Consider the following 17,856-nt stretch of genomic DNA (forward strand, 5'->3'; position numbering starts at 1 on the left):
GTCTTTGACGCGCTATGGCGATGCGCTGCAGAGCCGGGCCCAGTCGTGGTGCCGCGATGGGTCCCGGCTCTGCGACGCACCGCTAAGAGGCGCTGCGCCGCGTCCGGGACAGGACTTTTACTTCGCATCCTCCAAAATCATCGTCGCGCCTTTCTCTGCGATCATCGCCGTCGGCGTGTTGGTGTTGCCCGAGGTGATGGTCGGCATGATCGAGGCGTCGACGATGCGCAAGCCTTCGAGGCCGTAGAAGCGCAGGCGCTCGTCCACCACCGCCATCGGATCGTTCGCCGTGCCCATCTTCGCCGTGCCGACGGGATGGAAGATGGTGGTGCCGATATCGCCGGCGGCCTTCGCGAGCGAGGCGTCGTCGTCGCCGACGGAGGGGCCGGGCAGATATTCGCTGGGGCGATATTTGGCCAGCGCCTTCTGCTGCATCAGGCGTCGCGTGGTACGGATGGCGTCGGCGGCGACCTGGCGGTCATCGTCGGTCGACAGGTAGTTCGGCGCGATGATCGGCTTCTCATCGGGTGTCGCCGCGCGCAAGCGAACGTTGCCGCGCGAGGTCGGCTGGAGATTGCAGGCGCTGACCGTGATGGCGGGGAAACGGTGCAAGGGATCGCCGAACTTGTCGAGCGACAGCGGCTGCACGTGGAACTGGATGTTGGCGCGGGCGCGCGTCGCATCGGAGCGCGTGAAGATGCCGAGCTGCGATGGCGCCATGGTCAGCGGGCCGCGGCGCCGGAAGGCGTAGTCCAGTCCCATCAGGCCGCGACGGAACAGATTGTAATAGGTCTCGTTCAGCGTGCGCACGCCCTCGACCTTGTAGATCGCGCGTTGCTGGAGATGGTCCTGGAGATTGCGCCCGACGCCGGGCTTGTCCATCACGATGTCGATGCCGAGCGGGGACAGCCAGTCGGCAGGTCCAATGCCGGAGCGATGCAGCACCTGCACGGAGCCGATTGCGCCGGCCGAGAGGATCACCTCGCGTTTGGCGCGCGCTTCGATGATCTCGCCGTTCTGGATGAAGCGCACGCCGACGGCGCGGCCCTGCTCGATGATCAGGCGGTCGACCAGCACGTGCGTCTCGAGCCGCAGGTTCGGGCGGTTCAGCGCCGGCTTGAGGAAGCCGCGCGCCGAGGACCAGCGCCGGCCGCGTTTCTGGTTGACGTGGAAATAGCTGGTGCCCTCGTTGTCGCCTGTGTTGAAATCCGGGATGCGCTTGATGCCCATCTCCTCGGCGGCGTCACCGACGGCGTCGAGAATGGCCCATGACAGTCGCGGTGCCTCGATGCGCCAGCCGCCGCCGGCGCCGTGATGCTCGCTGGCGCCGAGGAAGTGATCCTCCAGCCGCTTGAACAGCGGCAGCACGTCGTCATAGCCCCAGCCGGTCAGCCCAAGCTGGCGCCAGTGATCGTAGTCGGCGGCCTGTCCGCGCATCGAGATCATGGCGTTGATCGCCGAGCAGCCGCCGATCACCTTGCCGCGGGGATAGGCCAGCGAACGGCCGTTCAGGCCGGGCTCGGCCTCGGTCTTGAACATCCAGTCGGAACGGGGATTGCCGATGGCGAAGAGATAGCCGACCGGGATGTGGAACCAGATCCAATTGTCGTCGCCGCCCGCCTCGAGAATCAGGACGCGGTTCTTGGGCTCGGCCGACAGCCGGTTGGCAAGGATGCAGCCGGCCGTGCCGGCGCCCACGACAATGTAGTCAAACTCACCTTCGAGCCGCCTTGGCATTCTGCTCCCACCCGGATGGTCACTTTGCGTTTCGTCTAATAGGCAGACGCAGCGGATCGGGACAAGCCCGGCCATGCCGGCTGGGCAGGGCTAGACCACGATCCCCGGCAGTTGGGTGGACTGACGCTTGCATGGTAGACAGTCCTGTATTTCCAACAAGGCTTGAGACCCTCCATGCCCATCGTGAACCGTGTCGCCGACCTCCAACCCGATATTCAGGCCTGGCGCCGGGACATCCACCAGCACCCCGAGTTGCTGTATGACGTCCACCGCACTGCAGCATTCGTCGCGGACCGCCTGCGCGAATTCGGCTGCGATGAGGTCGTGACCGGCCTCGGCCAGACCGGCGTGGTCGGTGTCATCAAGGGCAGCAAGCCGGCCGGCGAGGGGCTCAAGGTGATCGGCATGCGTGCCGACATGGACGCGCTGCCGGTGGAGGAGCAGACCAATCTGCCTTACGCCTCCAAGAACCCTGGCAAGATGCACGCCTGTGGCCATGACGGTCACACGGCGATGCTGCTGGGGGCCGCGCGCTATCTCGCCGAGACCCGCGATTTTGCCGGCAAGGCGATCGTGATCTTCCAGCCGGCCGAGGAGGGCGGCGCCGGCGGCGCGGCCATGGTCAAGGACGGCCTGATGGAGCGCTTCGGCATCGAGCAGGTCTACGGCATGCACAACGGGCCGGGCATCCCGATCGGCTCGTTCGCGATCCGGCCGGGTCCGATCATGGCGGCGACCGACGAGGTCGACATCATGATCGAGGGCCTCGGCGGCCATGCGGCCCGTCCGCACAAATGCGTCGATTCCGTGCTGGTCGGCGCGCAGGTGATCACCGCCTTGCAGTCGATCGTCGCGCGCAGCGTCGATCCCCTGGAATCGGCGGTGATCTCGATCTGCGAATTCCACGCCGGCAACGCCCGCAACGTCATTCCGCAGACCGCAACGCTGAGAGGCACCATCCGCACGCTGTCGCCGGAGGTACGCAAGCTGGTCGAAAAGCGCGTGCATGAAGTCGTGGCAGGCGTGGCGCAGATCACCGGCGCCAAGATCGATCTGCGCTACAAGCGCAATTATCCCGTCGTGAACAATCATGCGGCGGAGACCGAGGTGGCGCAGCGCATCGCCAAGCAGGTCGCGGGCGAGGCCAATGTGCACGAGATGGCGCCGCTGATGGGTGGCGAGGATTTCGCCTACATGCTGGAAGCGCGGCCCGGCGCCTTCATCTTCTGCGGCAACGGCGACAGCGCCGGCCTGCATCACCCCGCCTATAATTTCAACGACGAGGCGATCGTCTACGGCACGTCCTATTGGGTGAAGCTGGTCGAGGAGCAGCTCGCGGCGTCTTGAGGGCCTCCGTCGTCATTCCGGGTTCGGCTCTTCGAACCGCCCCGGAATGACAACCTGGAATGCAAATGGCCGGGACAAGCCGGCCATTCGCGTTGATGGGGTGTCGTTCTTCTCAGAACATCCGCGAGAAGATCACGTAGAGCGTGGCCGACAGCATGATCGCGCAGGGCAGCGTCAGCACCCAGGCCATCAGCAGGTTGCGGATGGTCGACCATTGCAGGCCCGAACCGTTCGCCGCCATGGTGCCGGCGACGCCCGACGACAGCACATGCGTGGTGGAGACCGGCAGGCCGAACACGTCGGCGGCGCCGATCGTGGCCGCGGCAACGAGCTCGGCCGAGGCGCCCTGCGCGTAGGTGAGGTGGGACTTGCCGATCTTCTCACCGACCGTGATCACGATGCGCTTCCAGCCGATCATGGTGCCGAGGCCGAGCGCGATGGCGACCGCGATCTTCACCCAGTTCGGGATGAACTTCGTGGCGGCGTCGAGCGAGCCCTTGTAGGCGTTCAGGGTCGCGATCTCCTCCTTGTTGAGATTGTTCTCCTTATCCTTCATCAGGAAGCGGATCGCTTCCGAGGTCATGTACATGTCGTTGCGGGTGTTGCCGACGGCTTCCGCCGGCACCTTGTTCAGCGTGCCGTATTTGGCGACCTGATCGCCGACGTCCTTCACGAGCACGGCGAGCGAGGGATAGGTGCCCTCGCTGATGTGGCGCAGCGTGATGTACTGCGTCACGGCCGGACGGGGATCACCGATGATGCTGTGGCCGGCGCCCTTCGCGGAGATCACCTTGGATGCGGCGTCGGAGGTTTTCTGGAACTGGGCGACCTGGGATTCCGGCAGTGCGCGGTTGAGCGCATAGGCCGTCGGCACGGTGCCGATCAGGATCAGCATGATCAGGCCCATGCCCTTCTGGCCGTCGTTCGAGCCGTGAGCGAAGCTGACGCCGGTGCAGGTTGCGATCAGCAGGCCGCGGATCCAGAGCGGCGGCGCCTTGTTGCCTTCGGGCGCGGAATAGAGCGCCGGGTTGCGCACGATGAACTTGAGCAGCAGCAACAGCACGGCGGCGCAGATGAAGCCGAACAGGGGCGACAGCAGCAGCGCGTAGCCGATCTCGGTCGCCTTGCTCCAGTCCACGCCCGAGGTGCCGTCGCGGCCGCGCATGACGGCGTTGGCGACGCCGACGCCGATGATCGAGCCGATCAGCGTGTGCGAGGAGGAGGCGGGCAGGCCGAAGAACCAGGTGCCGAGGTTCCACAGGATCGCGGCGATCAGCAGCGCGAACACCATGGCGAAGCCGGCGCTGGAGCCGACCTGCAGGATCAGCTCGACCGGCAGCAGCGAGACGATGCCGAAGGCGACCGCGCCGGAGGACAGCAGCACGCCGAGGAAGTTGAAGAAGCCCGACCACATCACCGCGACTTCGGCCGGCAGCGAATGGGTGTAGATCACGGTCGCCACCGCATTGGCGGTGTCGTGGAAGCCGTTGACGAACTCGAAGCCGAGCGCGATCAGGAGCGCGACGAACAGGAGGATGTAGGGCAGGTAGGTCGTCACCCGCGTGCCGGTGGCGCTGACGTCGACATAGATGCTGTAGGCGACGAACAGCAGGCCTGCGGCGAGGACGCCGAAGAACAGGATCATCGTCAGCGGATTGAAGCCCTTGTCGAGATTTGGCCGCGAGGCCGGCTGGACGGGCGCGGGATCTGCTACCGCGCGGTCGAATGCAACATCGGTCATGTCTGGACGCCCCTTACCTTTCAGGTAAGGGTATTGTCCGCGATGGATTTGAAGGCTGGATGACAACCAAGGCGTGAAAGCCGTTTTCCTGCCAGTATGCCGTTTTCCTGCCAGTACTTAGGCAGCCCGTGCGGCCTTCTTCTGCAAGCCGGCGGCGATCTTCAAATCCTCGACAAAGCGCTGATACTCCAGCACCTTGGATTCCGGATCGGGCAGCCGCAGCAGATAGGACGGATGCACCGTTACGAGCGCCTTGCGGCCGTCGGGAAGCTCTAAGAGCCGGCCACGGTTCTTGCCGATCGGGGTGATCTTGCCAAACACGCTCTGCGCGGCGGTGGCGCCCATCGCCACGATGAGATCCGGCTGGATTGCCGAAACTTCCCGCTCGTACCATTGCCGGCACGCCCGGATCTCCGGCGTCGTCGGTTTCTGGTGCAGGCGGATTTTTCCACGCGGCACGAATTTGAAGTGTTTGACCGCGTTGGTGACATACACCTTCTTGCGGTCGACGCCGGCCTCGTCCAGCGCGCGGTCGAGCATCTGCCCGGCCGGACCGACAAAGGGGTGACCGGCGAGGTCTTCCTTGTCGCCGGGCTGCTCGCCGACCAGCATGATGTTGGCGTTCTTCGGGCCCTCGCCGAACACGGTCTGCGTCGCGTCCTTGTAGAGATGGCAGGCGCGGCAATGGGCGGCTTCCTCGCGGAGCGTTTCGAGATCGTCGGCAGCAAGCTTGCGTTTCATCGGAGCCTCCGGCTGCTTCTGAGGCTTGTGCGGATCGGTTGCGGCATTGGCGATCATGGCGCCGGTCATGCGTTCGGCGTCCTCGATCAAAGGCTTAATGATCGAAGCCTCGGGCAGGTTCCTCCAGTATTTCTTCGGCATCTCGGCCTGCATCGCCTTCACCTTGAGCCGGGCCGGATTGAAGATGCTGGCGTAATAGCGCCGCCAGGTTTCCTCCAGCCGGTCTTCGCCCGGTGCTTCGCTCTTGCTGACGCCAGATGTGAACGAAAGGGCGTGGCCATCCCAATGCGCGCAGAGGTCGGGCGTCAGGATCGACCAGGGCATGTCGGCAAAGCGCTTGGCGAAGAACGGCGCTGCGAGCTCGACGATGTGATGCTCCGGCTCGAACCAGGCGACGTAATGCGCCTGGCGTTCCCGGCCGATCTCGCGGAAGCGGACGAAGGCGTGCATCTTGTGCTCGTCGCGATGGACCGCTCTTGCCATGGCCGTGACCTGCGCGACATCAGGATCGGTCGCGACCTCGATGAGGTCGTGATTGTCCTTCAGCCGGAACAGCAGGCGATAGAGGATCGCAAATCGCTGAGGATCGCGATGCAGGATCGCGGCCTTGGCGAGCTCGACGAATTTTGCTGATACGTTGAAGGTGCCGTCGTTCACCTCGAGGATCGGAGACGGCGCGGGCGGTGCGAACAACTCCGCTTCGCCGCCTTTCACGATCCAGGTGACATCGCCGGGCTGCACATGATGAAGCACGAGGCTGCGCGCGGCTTTGCGCCAGCCGTCGAAATCGGTTTCGGTGTCGAGGGTGATGTACTGCATCAGAAGCCAAATCCCAGTTGCGTTGCTTTCGGCTTGAACCGCTCGATCAGCCCGGCAGCATCGAGACGATGCGGGGCGGGGCGGTGATCGCTGAGGACGATGAACGGCAGCACCTTGTTGCGGGGTACGTGCAGCCGCGCGAGATCGGCAAGACGGATCGTGGTGGTGCGCCGCGTTGCGATGATGCGTTCGACCGCCTTGGTGCCGAAGCCCGGCACGCGCAGCAGCTCCTCGCGGCTGGCGCGGTTGACGTCGAGCGGGAAGCGGTCGCGATGGCGCAGCGCCCAGGCGAGCTTTGGATCGATGTCGAGCGGCAGCATCGCGCTGTCGTCGACGATCTCGCCGACGTCGAAGCCGTAGAACCGCATCAGCCAGTCGGCCTGGTAGAGCCGGTGCTCGCGCAGCAGCGGAGGCTGTATCAGAGGCAAGGCGCGGCTGGCATCGGGGATCGGGCTGAAGGCGGAGTAATAAACGCGCCGCAGCCTGTAGGCGCCGTAGAGATTGGCGCTGGTGTGGAGAATGGTGTGATCGGAGGCGCTATCTGCGCCGACGATCATCTGCGTGCTCTGGCCGGCCGGCGCGAAGCGCTGCGGCTTTGCCTTGGTCTTCGCGCTGCGGCCTTCCTCGGCCTCGTCCAGCTTCAGCCGCAGCCGGCCCATGGTGCGGCGGATCGCGCGGACGTCCTTCTCCGGCGCGAATTGCTGCAGGCTCGTTTCCTCAGGCATCTCGATGTTGATGGAGAGGCGATCGGCATATTTGCCGGCTTCCGCAATCAGCGCGTCGTCGGCTTCGGGAATGGTCTTCAGGTGAATGTAGCCGCGGAAGTGATGCTCCTCGCGCAGCTTGCGCGCGACGCTGACCACCTGCTCCATGGTGTAGTCGGGGCTGCGGATGATGCCGGAGGAGAGGAACAGGCCCTCGATGTAATTGCGCCGGTAGAAGTCGAGCGTCAGCTTCACCACCTCCTCGATGGTGAAGCGGGCCCGCGGCACGTTCGAGGAGGCACGGTTGACGCAATAGAGGCAATCGTAATTGCAGGCGTTGGTCAGCAGCACCTTGAGCAGCGAAATGCAGCGTCCATCCGGCGCATAGGAATGGCAGATGCCCATGCCCGGCGCGGTTGAGCCCATGCCCTTGCGATCGCTGGAATCCCGCTTCTCGGTGCCGCTGGAGGCGCAGGATGCGTCGTATTTGGCGGCGTCCGCCAGGATTTCCAGCTTGCGTTGTACGTCCATCCTGGAATCCCCTTGATTCAGCTCATGAATCCATTTGCGCGCCAATTCGATTGACTCTCCGCGCGCCGTTAGCTTTATATTAGAACATATCATGAACAAATGAGCCAGCCGTTGGTTCTCTTTTCGAGAGCTATCGGCAATCACCTCTGAAGGAGCGGCGTATATGAGCGGCGCACGTGGAAGCGCGCTTGCGATCTTGCGCGGCCAGATCGAGCGCATCGAGACGGCAGAGGTCGTGCATCAGCAGGGTCGTGTTGCGCTCGGCCATAGCGAGGCCGACAGCGCGCTGAAGGGTGGGCTCGCGCGCGCGGCGATCCACGAGGTATTTTGCGAAGGGCGTCAGGGCGCTGCCGCGACGGGCTTCGTCATGGGGCTTGCGGGGCGCGTGAGCGCGCGCCGGCCGCTGCTGTGGGTACGGCAGGATTTCTCGGAAGTCGAGACGGGCGCACTGTCGATGAGTGGGCTCGCCGAGCTTGGCCTCGATCCGCGCCGCGTGGTGATGGTGCGCGCCGCCGATGTCGAGAGCGCGCTACGCACCTCGGCCGACGCGCTCGCCTGCGATGCGCTGGGCGCCGTCGTGCTCGAGCTGTGGGGCGAGACCAGACAGTTCGATCTCGTGGCGAGCCGCAAGCTGACGCTGGCTTCGCAATCGTCCGGCGTCACCGGCCTCTTGCTGCGCATGGCTGCGCAACCGTTGCCGTCGACGGCGGAGACGCGATGGATGCTGCGCGCGGCGCATTCTCCGCCGGGGGCGATGTGGAGCGCCTGGGGCGCGCCGCGCTTCGATGCCGAACTCTTGCGCAATCGTCATGGCCCCTGTGGCCGGTGGATCATGGAATGGAATTGTGATGAGTGCCAGTTCAGTGAACCGTCGACGTATCCTCAGCCTGTGGCTGCCACGTCTGCCCATCGACCGGATCCAGCGGTTCCTTGGCAGCGCCGGACGGCATAAGAGCAACGAGCCAAGCGTCGTCGTCATCAAGGACAACAATGCGCTGGTGATCCATGCGCTGGACGATGCGGCGTCTCGTCTGGGCTTGCATATCGGTCAGCCGCTCGCGAATGCGCGGGCGATGTGCCCGGACTTGAAAGTGTTCGACGCCGATGTCGTGGCCGATGCCAAGACGCTCAGCGACATCGCCGACTGGTGCGACCGCTTCACGCCGCTGGTGGCGCTCGATCCGCCGCACGGGCTGTTCCTCGATATCACCGGTTGCGCGCATCTGTTCGGCGGCGAAGCCGCGCTGTTGCAGACACTGGTCCGCGCGCTCGCACGTCAGGGCTTTGCCGTCAGCGCGGCGATCGCCGGCACGTCGGTCTGCGCGCGCACGCTGACGCGGCAGGCGACAGGCACCATCGTAGCCGATGGCGGAGAGGCGGAGGCGATCAGTCCATTTCCGGTCTCCGCGCTTGGTGCGGGCGAGGCCATCACCACCGGCCTGCGCCGCGCCGGCCTGAAGACCATCGGCGATGTCGCCTCGCGCGCGCCGCACGAGATCACGGCGCGGTTCGGCGCGCGCTTCTCCACGCTGCTCGCGCATGCGCTGGGACAGGGCGATGCGCCGATCAACCCGCGCAAGCCGCTGCCCGATTACATCGTGGAGAAGCGCTTTGCCGAGCCGATCGCGACCGACACCATGATCGCGATGACGCTGTCGCGGCTGGCCGACACGTTGATCGCGTCCATGGAGAAGCAGGGCAAGGGCGCGCGGCGCCTGGAAGCGGCGTTCTTCCGCACCGACGGCGTGGTGCGCGCGATCACGGTCGAGACCGGGCGACCGGTGACGCGAAGCGCCGTGATCGACCGGCTGTTCCGCGAGCGCCTCGATGCGCTCGCCGATCCGCTCGATCCCGGCTTCGGCTTCGACATGGTGCGGCTGTCGGCGAGCCGCACCGAAATCGTGGTGCAGGAGCAGCGCGATCTCGATGCCCATGTCCATGACAATGACGAGCTTGCCGCGTTGATCGACCGCATCGCCGCGCGCATCGGCGGCAAGCGCGTCGTCGTGCACCTGCCGCAGGACACCCATATCCCCGAATGTGCAGTTCTGGTTGCATCGGCGCAGCACCATCTCGCCGCCGCCATGCAGGCCGAATGGCCGGCGCGCGCCGCGAGCGAGCCGCCACTGCGCCCCTTGCGGCTGTTCGACAAGCCGGAGCCGATCAAGGTGCCGTTCGCGACCGTGCCCGACGGTCCGCCGCATCAGTTCACCTGGCGCCGTGCGCTGCATGCGGTGGTGCGTGTGGAAGGGCCCGAGCGCATCGCCATGGAATGGTGGCGGCAGGACGGCAAGCAGCTGACGCGGGATTATTTCCGCATCGAGGATGCCGAGGGCCTGCGCTTCTGGATCTTTCGCGACGGTCTCTACGAGGGGGAGACGTTCGACGGCGAAGGCAAGCCCGTTTCTCCCAACTGGTATGTGCATGGTCTCTTCGCATGAATACGCCCGCTTATGCCGAGATCGGCATCACCACCAATTTCTCCTTCCTGCGCGGCGGCTCGGATCCGCGCGCCTATGTGCATCAGGCGAGTATCCTCGGCATTCCCGCGATCGGCATCGCCGACCACAACACGCTCGCCGGCGTGGTGCGCGCCTACAAGGAGCTCGACAATGCCGAGGTGCTGCACAAGCCGAAACTGCTGATCGGCGCGCGCGTCGTCTTCATCGACGGCACACCCGACATCCTGGTGTATCCGCGCGATCGCGCGGCCTATGGCCGGCTCTGTCAGCTCCTCACCCGGGGCAAGCGCGGCAACGACATCACGCGGATCGAGAAGGGCGAGTGCCATCTCACCTTCGCCGATCTCCTGGAGTTTTCGGAAGACCAGCTCCTGGTCCTGACATTGCCGCATCGCTTCGAGTCCGCTCAGGCGCTGGATGTTCTGGCAAAGCTCAACGCAAGCCGCGCCGAGGGCGTGTGGCTGGCGGCGAGCCTGATCTATCGCGGTGACGACCGGCGGCGCCTGGCGCGGCTCGATGATCTCGCGGCAAAAGCAATGGTGCCGCTGCTTGCGACCAACGAGGTGCTCTATCACCATCCCGCGCGCCGTCCCCTCCAGGACGTGCTGACCTGCATCCGGGAAAAGACCACGATCGAGGCGGTCGGACGGAAGCTGGAAGCCAATGCCGAGCGGTTCCTGAAGACGCCACGCGAAATGTCGCGGCTGTTCCGCGATTTCCCCGAGGCGATCGCGGAGACCATGCGTTTTGCGGACCGCATCGACTTCTCGCTCGACCAGCTCAAATACCAGTACCCGGACGAGCCGGTGCCGCCGGGCAAGACCGCACAAGGACATCTGGAGGATCTGACCTGGGCCGGTGTCGATAAATATTTCGGCGGCAAGATCGACGACAAGCTGCGCGCGACGTTGAACAAGGAGCTCGCGCTAATCGCCGAGCTGAAATACGCGCACTACTTCCTCACCGTGCACGACATCGTGCACTACGCGCGCAGCCAGAACATTTTGTGCCAGGGGCGGGGATCGGCGGCGAACTCGGCCGTCTGCTACGTGCTCGGCATCACCTCGGTCGACCCGACCAAGGTCGATCTGTTGTTCGAGCGTTTCATCTCCAAGGAGCGGCTGGAGCCGCCCGACATCGACGTCGATTTCGAGCATTCGCGTCGCGAGGAGGTGATGCAATATGTCTATCGCCGCTATGGCCGCCATCGCGCCGCGATCATCGCCACCGTCATCCATTACCGTCCGCGCAGCGCCATCCGCGACGTCGGCAAGGCGCTCGGCCTGACCGAGGACGTCACCGCCGCGCTCGCCGACACCGTTTGGGGCAGCTGGGGCAAGGGCCTCAACGACATGCAGGTCAGGCAGGCCGGGCTCGATCCCGGCAATCCCATGATCAATCTCGCGGTCGAGCTTGCGACCGAGCTGATCGAATTTCCGCGTCATCTCTCCCAGCATGTCGGTGGCTACGTGCTGACCCAGGATCGGCTCGACACCTATGTGCCGATCGGCAACGCCGCGATGGACGACCGCACCTTCATCGAATGGGACAAGGACGACGTCGACGCGCTTCATATGATGAAGGTCGACGTGCTGGCGCTGGGCATGCTGACCTGCATCAGGAAATGTTTTGATCTGATCGATCAGCACAAGGGCGAGCGGCTTGTGCTGGCGAGCGTCCCGCAGGACGACCCCAGGGTTTACGACATGCTGTGCCGCGGGGAATCGCTCGGCGTGTTCCAGGTCGAGAGCCGCGCCCAGATGAACATGCTGCCGCGTCTGAAGCCGCGGACGTTCTACGATCTCGTCATCGAGGTCGCGATCGTGCGTCCGGGGCCGATCCAGGGCGACATGGTGCATCCCTATTTGCGTCGGCGGAACGGACTTGAGAAGGTGAGTTATCCGTCTCCGTCACCGGAGCATGGCGACAAGGACGAACTCTACAAGGTGCTGCACAAGACGCTCGGCGTTCCCCTGTTCCAGGAGCAGGCGATGCGCATTGCGATCGAGGCCGCACATTTTACGTCCGAGGAAGCCAACGGCCTGCGTCGCTCGATGGCGACCTTCCGCAATGTCGGCACCATCGGCCAATACGAGGAGAAGCTGATCGGCAACATGGTGGCGCGCGGCTACGACCCCAATTTCGCCAGAAGCTGCTTTGACCAGATCAAGGGATTTGGCTCCTACGGTTTTCCGGAGAGCCATGCCGCGAGCTTTGCCCAGCTGGTCTACATCTCGTCATGGCTGAAGCATTATCACCCAGATGCGTTTTGCTGCGGTCTGTTGAACGCGCAGCCGATGGGGTTTTATGCCCCGGCGCAGATCGTCGGCGATGCCCGCAAGAACGGTGTCGAAGTGCGCGACATCGACGTGTCCTACAGCTTTGCGCAGAACACGCTGGAGGAGGGCAGCGGCAAATACTGCGCCGTGCGCCTGGGCTTCCGCCAGATTGATGGATTCCACTGGCTGGACGAGGACGAGGAACGCCTGAAGTGCTCTCAGTCGTCATTCCGGGGCGCGCCACTTGGCGCGAGCCCGGAATCCATCGGGCCGCATGCGCCTGGAGGCATGGATTCCGGGCTCGACGCTGACGCGTCGCCCCGGAATGACGATGTCGAGAAGACCCAAGACTGGGCCGACCGCATCGTCGCCGCCCGCAACCGCCGTCCCTTCACCTCGCTGGAAGACTTTGCCCGCGACACCGGCCTGCCCAAGCGCGCGCTGATCCTCTTGGCGGATGCCGATGCGTTCCGCTCGCTCGGGCTCGACCGCCGCGAGGCGCTGTGGCAGGTGCGGCGGCTGCCCGACGACGTGCCGCTGCCGCTGTTCGAGGCGGCGACCGCGCGCGAGCAGCCGGACGAGCACGCCAAGCCGCTGCCGGTGATGCCGCGTTCCGAGCAGGTGGTCGCGGACTACCAGACCATTCGGCTGTCTCTGAAGGGCCATCCGATGGAATTCTTGCGCGAGATGTTTTCGCGCGAGCGCGTCGTCGCCTGCAAGGATGTCAACCATGAGAACGAACGGCGCCGCGTCCGCTGCGCCGGCGTGGTCCTGGTGCGGCAGCGGCCGGGCAGCGCCAGCGGCGTCGTGTTCATGACGCTGGAGGACGAAACCGGCATCGCCAATGTCGTGGTCTGGCCCAAGATCATGGAGCAATACCGCAAGGAGGTGATGGGCGCGCGCCTCATCCTGGTCGAGGGCTACATCCAGAGCAGCCCCGAGAAGGTGACGCATCTCATCGCCCAGCGCATGATCGACCGCTCGCACGATCTGGTCGGATTGGCCAACGATGCGCTAAGCGGCAAGCATCCGGTGCCGGCAGGAGCCACCGTCGTCGAACCGCTCAACGAAGACCCCCGCGCCCTCGCGGACATGCCAGCCCAAAAAATCCGCCACCCCCGCAACGTCCGCATCCTGCCCCCGTCGCGGGATTTTCATTGAGGTTGCGAAGCGGGATGCCGCCACACCGTCATTGCGGCGATCGTGTACCTACACTCTCGACTGTCATACGCCGCGAAGGCGGGGTATCCAGTACGCCGCGGCCTCTCGGTTCAATCGCAACCGTTTCTGGAATACTGGATCGCCCGGTCAAGCCGGGCGATCCAGTGTGCTCCTAGAAATTCACCCGGTTCGAGATCGCGCCATCCACGACGAGATTGGAGCCCGTCGTGAACCCCGACACCGGGCTCGCCAGGAACACCGCCGCGCTCGCTATCTCCTGTGGCGTTGCCATGCGTCCGGTTGGATTGCGGCTCATCGCATCCTTGTAGCGCTCCGGCATGTTCTGCTCGACCATCTCCCAGACGCCGCCCTTGAAATAGACAGTGCCGGGCGAGACCACGTTGACCCGGATCTTCTTCTTCGCGTATTGCCGCGCCAATCCCTTGGCCATGTGGATCAGCGCGGCCTTGATCGGGCCGTAGGAGCTGGCGGTGTCCGCCTGCGCTGCGGCGATCGACGAGATGATCACGAAGGCCGCATCGCCGCTGCTGGCGCCGCTTGTCTCGAGGAACGGCCGCGCAGCATCGAAGGCGTGCACGGCGCCGAGCACGTCGAGCCGGAAATTCTGCTCCCAGGACGCGGGATCGCCGCCCTGCGCCATCGCGCCAGCATTGGAGAACAGCATGTCGATGCCGCCGAGCTCTTTTGCTGCGGCGTCGATCCAGGATTTCAGCGCCGCGCCGTCTGTGACGTCGACCGGGCCGCCGGTGGCGTTGATGCCGCTTGCCTTCAATTCCGCGACAGTGGCTGCAACCTGATCCGCGTTGCGCGCGCATACTGCGACATTGACGCCTTCACCGGCCAGCGTCGCCGCAATCGCCCGCCCGATGCCGCGCGTGCCGCCGAGCACGATGGCGTTCTTTCCTTTGAGACCGAGATCCATTTTGGTTTTCCTTTTTGTTGGTCGTGCGCAGTGTAGTCGCGTACGCGGCGTTGCCGCAAATCCCATGTATGACCGTCACCCTGAGGCGCCGGAGCGTAGCGGAGGCCTCGAAGGGCGACGGCCCAGCTGCTACCTCGGCCGTGCATCCTTCGAGGCTCAACTTGCAATGCGTTGGATCGCAAGCCTCGCACCTCAGGATGACGGGATTAGCATGAGAACATGCCGCCGCTCTGCGTTCTCACTCCGGCGCCGCTCCCACTGGCGGGCCGCCGGGCGGGCGATGCAGGAAGGTCAGCGAGGCATAGGCGCCGACCCAGGAGCCGATCGCGGCGAAGGCAACATAGAAGGCGTTCTCGGTGTAGCTGATCACGGCATAGGAGGAGAGCAGGTACCAGATCGCGCTCCAGGTCGCCGCCGGCACGCGCTTGCGCGCGACCACGGCCGAGGTGAACATCACATAGACCGCGTCGGTGGCGGCCGTTGCGACGAAGACGGCGCCTGCGGTGAGAGGATCGATGGCAGCCATTGCAATCCTTTCTGCGATCATGACATGGTCGCGAAAAGTACAGCAAACGACGAGGGAGAGAAGCGGCCATGCAAAGCTCCGCCGATATTCTTCGAAGTATTTGGACTTCCGCAGGCGGCGACGCAGCCGCACTGGCACGCGTGCGGCTGACCGGCGAGGAGCCGCAGATCCCATCCTCGTTTCGCGTCGCCGTCGCCGGCCAGACGACGATAGCCGCGGCCGGGCTCGCCGCCGCCGAGATTTGGCGACTGCGCAGCGGTGAGACCCAGGACGTCCATGTCGACATGCGCCACGCCGTCGCCGAATGCCGCTCCGAGCGCTATCTGCGCGTCGACGACAAGCCGCCCCCGCCGGCCTGGGACGCGATCGCCGGCGTCTACAGGACCGGCGATGGCCGCTTCGTCCGCTGCCACACCAATTTCCCGCATCATCGCGACGCCGTCTGCAAGGTGCTCGGCTGCGATGTGGAGCGTGAGAAGGTGCAGGCGGCGCTGATGCAGTGGAAGGCAGAGGATTTCGAAACTGCGGCCTACGCCGCAGGCGGCGTTGTCGCCTTGATGCGCTCTTACGACGAATGGTCTGCGCTGCCGCAGGCACGCGCGCTCGCGCAATTGCCGCTGATCTCGATCGAGAAGATCGGCGAAGCCCCGCCAAAGCCGTGGCCAAGAGGCGATCGCCCGCTCTCGGGTCTTCGTGTGCTCGATCTCTCCCGCGTCATCGCGGGGCCCGTCGCCGGCCGCACGCTCGCTGCGCACGGCGCGGACGTGCTGCTGGTGTCAGGGCCGCAGCTGCCCGCCATTCCCTGGCTCACCATCGACACCGGCCGCGGCAAGCTCACCACCTTCATCGAGCTGAAGAGCGAAGCCGGGCGGGCGCAGCTGCGCGAGCTGTTGAAGGACGCCGACATCTTTTCGCAAGGCTATCGCCCGCGCGCGCTCGCCGCTCTCGGCTTTTCGCCGGAGGACGCAGCGCAAATCAATCCCGGCATCGTCTATGTCACGCTGTCGGCTTATGGCCATGCCGGGCCGTGGGCCGAGCGGCGCGGCTTTGACTCGCTGGTGCAGACCACGACCGGCTTCAATCATGCCGAAGGCGAGGCCGCCGGCATCGATGCTCCCAAGGAATTGCCGGCACAGATCTTCGATCACGCCACCGGCTATCTGATGGCGTTCGGCGCGATGATGGCAAAAGCGCGCCAGGCGCGCGAAGGCGGCAGCTGGCACGTGCGCGTGTCGCTGGCGCAGACCGGACGTTGGCTGTGGAATCTCGGCCGGCTCGACGGCGGACTGAACGCCCCGGATCTTACGGGCGAAGCCGTACATGCTGCGTTCATCGAGAGCATGCCATCTGGCTTCGGTGCGTTGATGGCGATGCAGCATTCGGCGCTGCTGTCGAAAACGCCGGCGCAATGGAGCCGTCCGGCGATGCCGCTCGGCAGTCATCCGGCGCAGTGGCCGGTGCGAAGCTGACAAGAAGCTGACACGTCGCAAAATTTTAACGCCAACCGCAAGGGGCCCAGCGTTTTTTAGGTTGTTTGAACTCCCAATTCGGCACTATTAGCGCGACCGATGAGGCAGACATTTGCCGAGATCGTCGCAGACACGACCGGGCCCCATGGTGGTTGAAAATACCAAGAGATTGCAGGTGCTTACGAAACAGCGGGTGATTACATCCGTAGTTTTACTGGCTCTTGCCGGCGCCGGTGCCTACGGCTTTCTCTCTTTCGGGGCTAAGGAAAAGAAACACTCCGAGATCTCGAGCCAGTCGCGCAGGAATGCGCAGACCTTCACGCCGACGCCGTCCGAATGGGCGACGCTGACGATCGAGCCGGTCAAGGCCAAGAGCTTCCGGGCCGAGTATGTCACCGAGGGCAAGGTCGCGGTCGACGAGGACCGCTCGACGCCGGTGTTCTCGCCCTATGCAGGCCGGGTCACCAAGCTGCTGGCCAAGCCGGGCGAGATGCTCAAGCAAGGTCAACCGCTGTTCACGATTGAAGCGGCCGACACCGTGCAGGCCCAGAACGATTTCATCGCGGCGATGACCTCGCAGAACAAGGCGAGGTCGGCGCTCGAGCTCTCCGATATCCAGTTCAAGCGCGCCAAGGACCTTTATGAGGGCCATGCCATTCCGCTGAAGGATTACCAGCAGGCGGAAGCGGCCCAGGTCCAGGCGCAAAACGACATGCGCTCTTCAGTGACGGCGCTGGAAGCTGCGCGCAACAAGCTGCGTATCCTCGGCTTCACCGACGAGGCCATCAAGACGTTCCAGGAAAAGGGCGTCATCGATCGGGAGATCACGATCTATTCGCCGATCTCCGGCACCGTCGTGCAGCGCAAGATCGGCCCCGGCCAGTTCGTCAATTCCGGCGCCAGTGATCCGGTCTTCGTGGTCGGCGACCTCTCCACGGTCTGGCTCACCGCGTTCGTGCGCGAGAGCGATGCGGCCGCGGTGTGCATCGGGCAGGATATCACCGTCAACGTGATGGCGCTGCCGGGCCGTCCGTTCAGCGCCAAGATCAACTACGTTGCCGCCGCGATCGACCCCACCACCCGCCGCCTGCTGGTCCGCGCCACCATCGACAACAAGGACGGGCTGCTGAAGCCGGAAATGTTCGCGAACGTCACGATCTATTCGGCCGGCGACCGCGCCGCGCCGGCGGTGCCGAAGCAGGCGCTGATCTATGAAGCCGACAAGGTTCGCCTCTGGGTCGCGCGCGACGACAAGTCGGTCGAGCTGCGCCAGATCAAGATCGGTCTCATCAACGGCAACCTCGTCGAGGTCACGAGCAACCTGAAACCCGGCGAGCAGATCGTCGTCAAGGGCAGCCTGTTCATCGACCGCGCGGCGTCCGGCAGCTGATCGACG

12 protein-coding genes are annotated in these 17,856 nt (G+C 64.8%); 6 read left to right on the top strand and 6 right to left on the bottom strand.

The genetic code is table 11. The features are described from left to right. Nucleotides 1–117: 117 nt before the first annotated feature. Nucleotides 118–1,737 (bottom strand): GMC family oxidoreductase, encoded by a 1,620-nt coding sequence (locus tag CVM73_RS01205; protein ID WP_100230187.1) that lies wholly within the window; start codon nt 1,735–1,737, stop codon nt 118–120. 174 nt (nt 1,738–1,911) lie between these two features. On the opposite strand from CVM73_RS01205, the gene CVM73_RS01210 reads away from it, so the two are divergent. After that, nucleotides 1,912–3,084 (top strand): M20 aminoacylase family protein, encoded by a 1,173-nt coding sequence (locus CVM73_RS01210; RefSeq protein WP_100230188.1) that lies wholly within the window; start codon nt 1,912–1,914, stop codon nt 3,082–3,084. Between the two features lie 112 nt (nt 3,085–3,196). Here the strand turns inward: CVM73_RS01210 and CVM73_RS01215 are convergent, their stop codons facing one another. From CVM73_RS01215 to CVM73_RS01225, 3 genes are all read right to left on the bottom strand, one after another. After that, nucleotides 3,197–4,825 (bottom strand): inorganic phosphate transporter, encoded by a 1,629-nt coding sequence (locus CVM73_RS01215; protein ID WP_100230189.1) that lies wholly within the window; start codon nt 4,823–4,825, stop codon nt 3,197–3,199. Between the two features lie 117 nt (nt 4,826–4,942). Next, a complete protein-coding gene (locus tag CVM73_RS01220) occupies nt 4,943–6,385 on the bottom strand; it encodes a UdgX family uracil-DNA binding protein (protein WP_100230190.1) in 1,443 nt (480 codons plus the stop codon). Next, nucleotides 6,385–7,620: a putative DNA modification/repair radical SAM protein gene (locus tag CVM73_RS01225; protein WP_100230191.1), complete on the bottom strand. Its 1,236-nt coding sequence runs from the start codon at nt 7,618–7,620 to the stop codon at nt 6,385–6,387. The genes CVM73_RS01220 and CVM73_RS01225 overlap by 1 nt, the downstream gene beginning before the upstream one ends. A gap of 163 nt (nt 7,621–7,783) precedes the next feature. Between CVM73_RS01225 and CVM73_RS01230 the strand changes: the two genes are divergently transcribed. The 3 genes from CVM73_RS01230 to CVM73_RS01240 are packed head-to-tail and all read left to right on the top strand — an operon-like array spanning nt 7,784 to nt 13,522. Further along, on the top strand, nt 7,784–8,572 hold the full coding sequence (locus tag CVM73_RS01230; protein WP_100230192.1) for an ImuA family protein: 789 nt from the start codon (nt 7,784–7,786) through the stop codon (nt 8,570–8,572). Continuing rightward, nucleotides 8,469–10,061, top strand: coding sequence for a Y-family DNA polymerase (locus CVM73_RS01235; RefSeq protein WP_167406544.1), 1,593 nt, complete (start codon nt 8,469–8,471; stop codon nt 10,059–10,061). The genes CVM73_RS01230 and CVM73_RS01235 overlap by 104 nt, the downstream gene beginning before the upstream one ends. Beyond that, nucleotides 10,058–13,522: an error-prone DNA polymerase gene (locus CVM73_RS01240; protein ID WP_100230193.1), complete on the top strand. Its 3,465-nt coding sequence runs from the start codon at nt 10,058–10,060 to the stop codon at nt 13,520–13,522. The genes CVM73_RS01235 and CVM73_RS01240 overlap by 4 nt, the downstream gene beginning before the upstream one ends. A 172-nt stretch (nt 13,523–13,694) precedes the next feature. On the opposite strand, the gene CVM73_RS01245 is transcribed toward CVM73_RS01240, so the two are convergent. Together CVM73_RS01245 and CVM73_RS01250 are read right to left on the bottom strand one after the other, a co-directional pair. Next, nucleotides 13,695–14,465 carry an SDR family NAD(P)-dependent oxidoreductase gene (locus CVM73_RS01245; protein WP_100230194.1) on the bottom strand — a complete coding sequence of 257 codons (771 nt, stop codon included), beginning with the start codon at nt 14,463–14,465 and terminating at the stop codon, nt 13,695–13,697. Nucleotides 14,466–14,703: 238 nt separating this feature from the next. Beyond that, the gene (locus CVM73_RS01250; protein ID WP_100230195.1) at nt 14,704–14,991 is read right to left on the bottom strand and encodes a hypothetical protein; all 288 of its coding nucleotides are present in this window, start codon (nt 14,989–14,991) and stop codon (nt 14,704–14,706) included. A gap of 68 nt (nt 14,992–15,059) precedes the next feature. On the opposite strand from CVM73_RS01250, the gene CVM73_RS01255 reads away from it, so the two are divergent. Next, the gene (locus tag CVM73_RS01255; protein ID WP_100230196.1) at nt 15,060–16,460 is read left to right on the top strand and encodes a CoA transferase; all 1,401 of its coding nucleotides are present in this window, start codon (nt 15,060–15,062) and stop codon (nt 16,458–16,460) included. A 145-nt stretch (nt 16,461–16,605) separates the two neighbouring features. Continuing rightward, nucleotides 16,606–17,850 carry an efflux RND transporter periplasmic adaptor subunit gene (locus tag CVM73_RS01260; RefSeq protein ID WP_100230197.1) on the top strand — a complete coding sequence of 415 codons (1,245 nt, stop codon included), beginning with the start codon at nt 16,606–16,608 and terminating at the stop codon, nt 17,848–17,850. Nucleotides 17,851–17,856 lie beyond the last annotated feature (6 nt).

Origin of the sequence: Bradyrhizobium forestalis (genome assembly GCF_002795245.1) — a bacterium.
Lineage (GTDB): Bacteria > Pseudomonadota > Alphaproteobacteria > Rhizobiales > Xanthobacteraceae > Bradyrhizobium > Bradyrhizobium forestalis.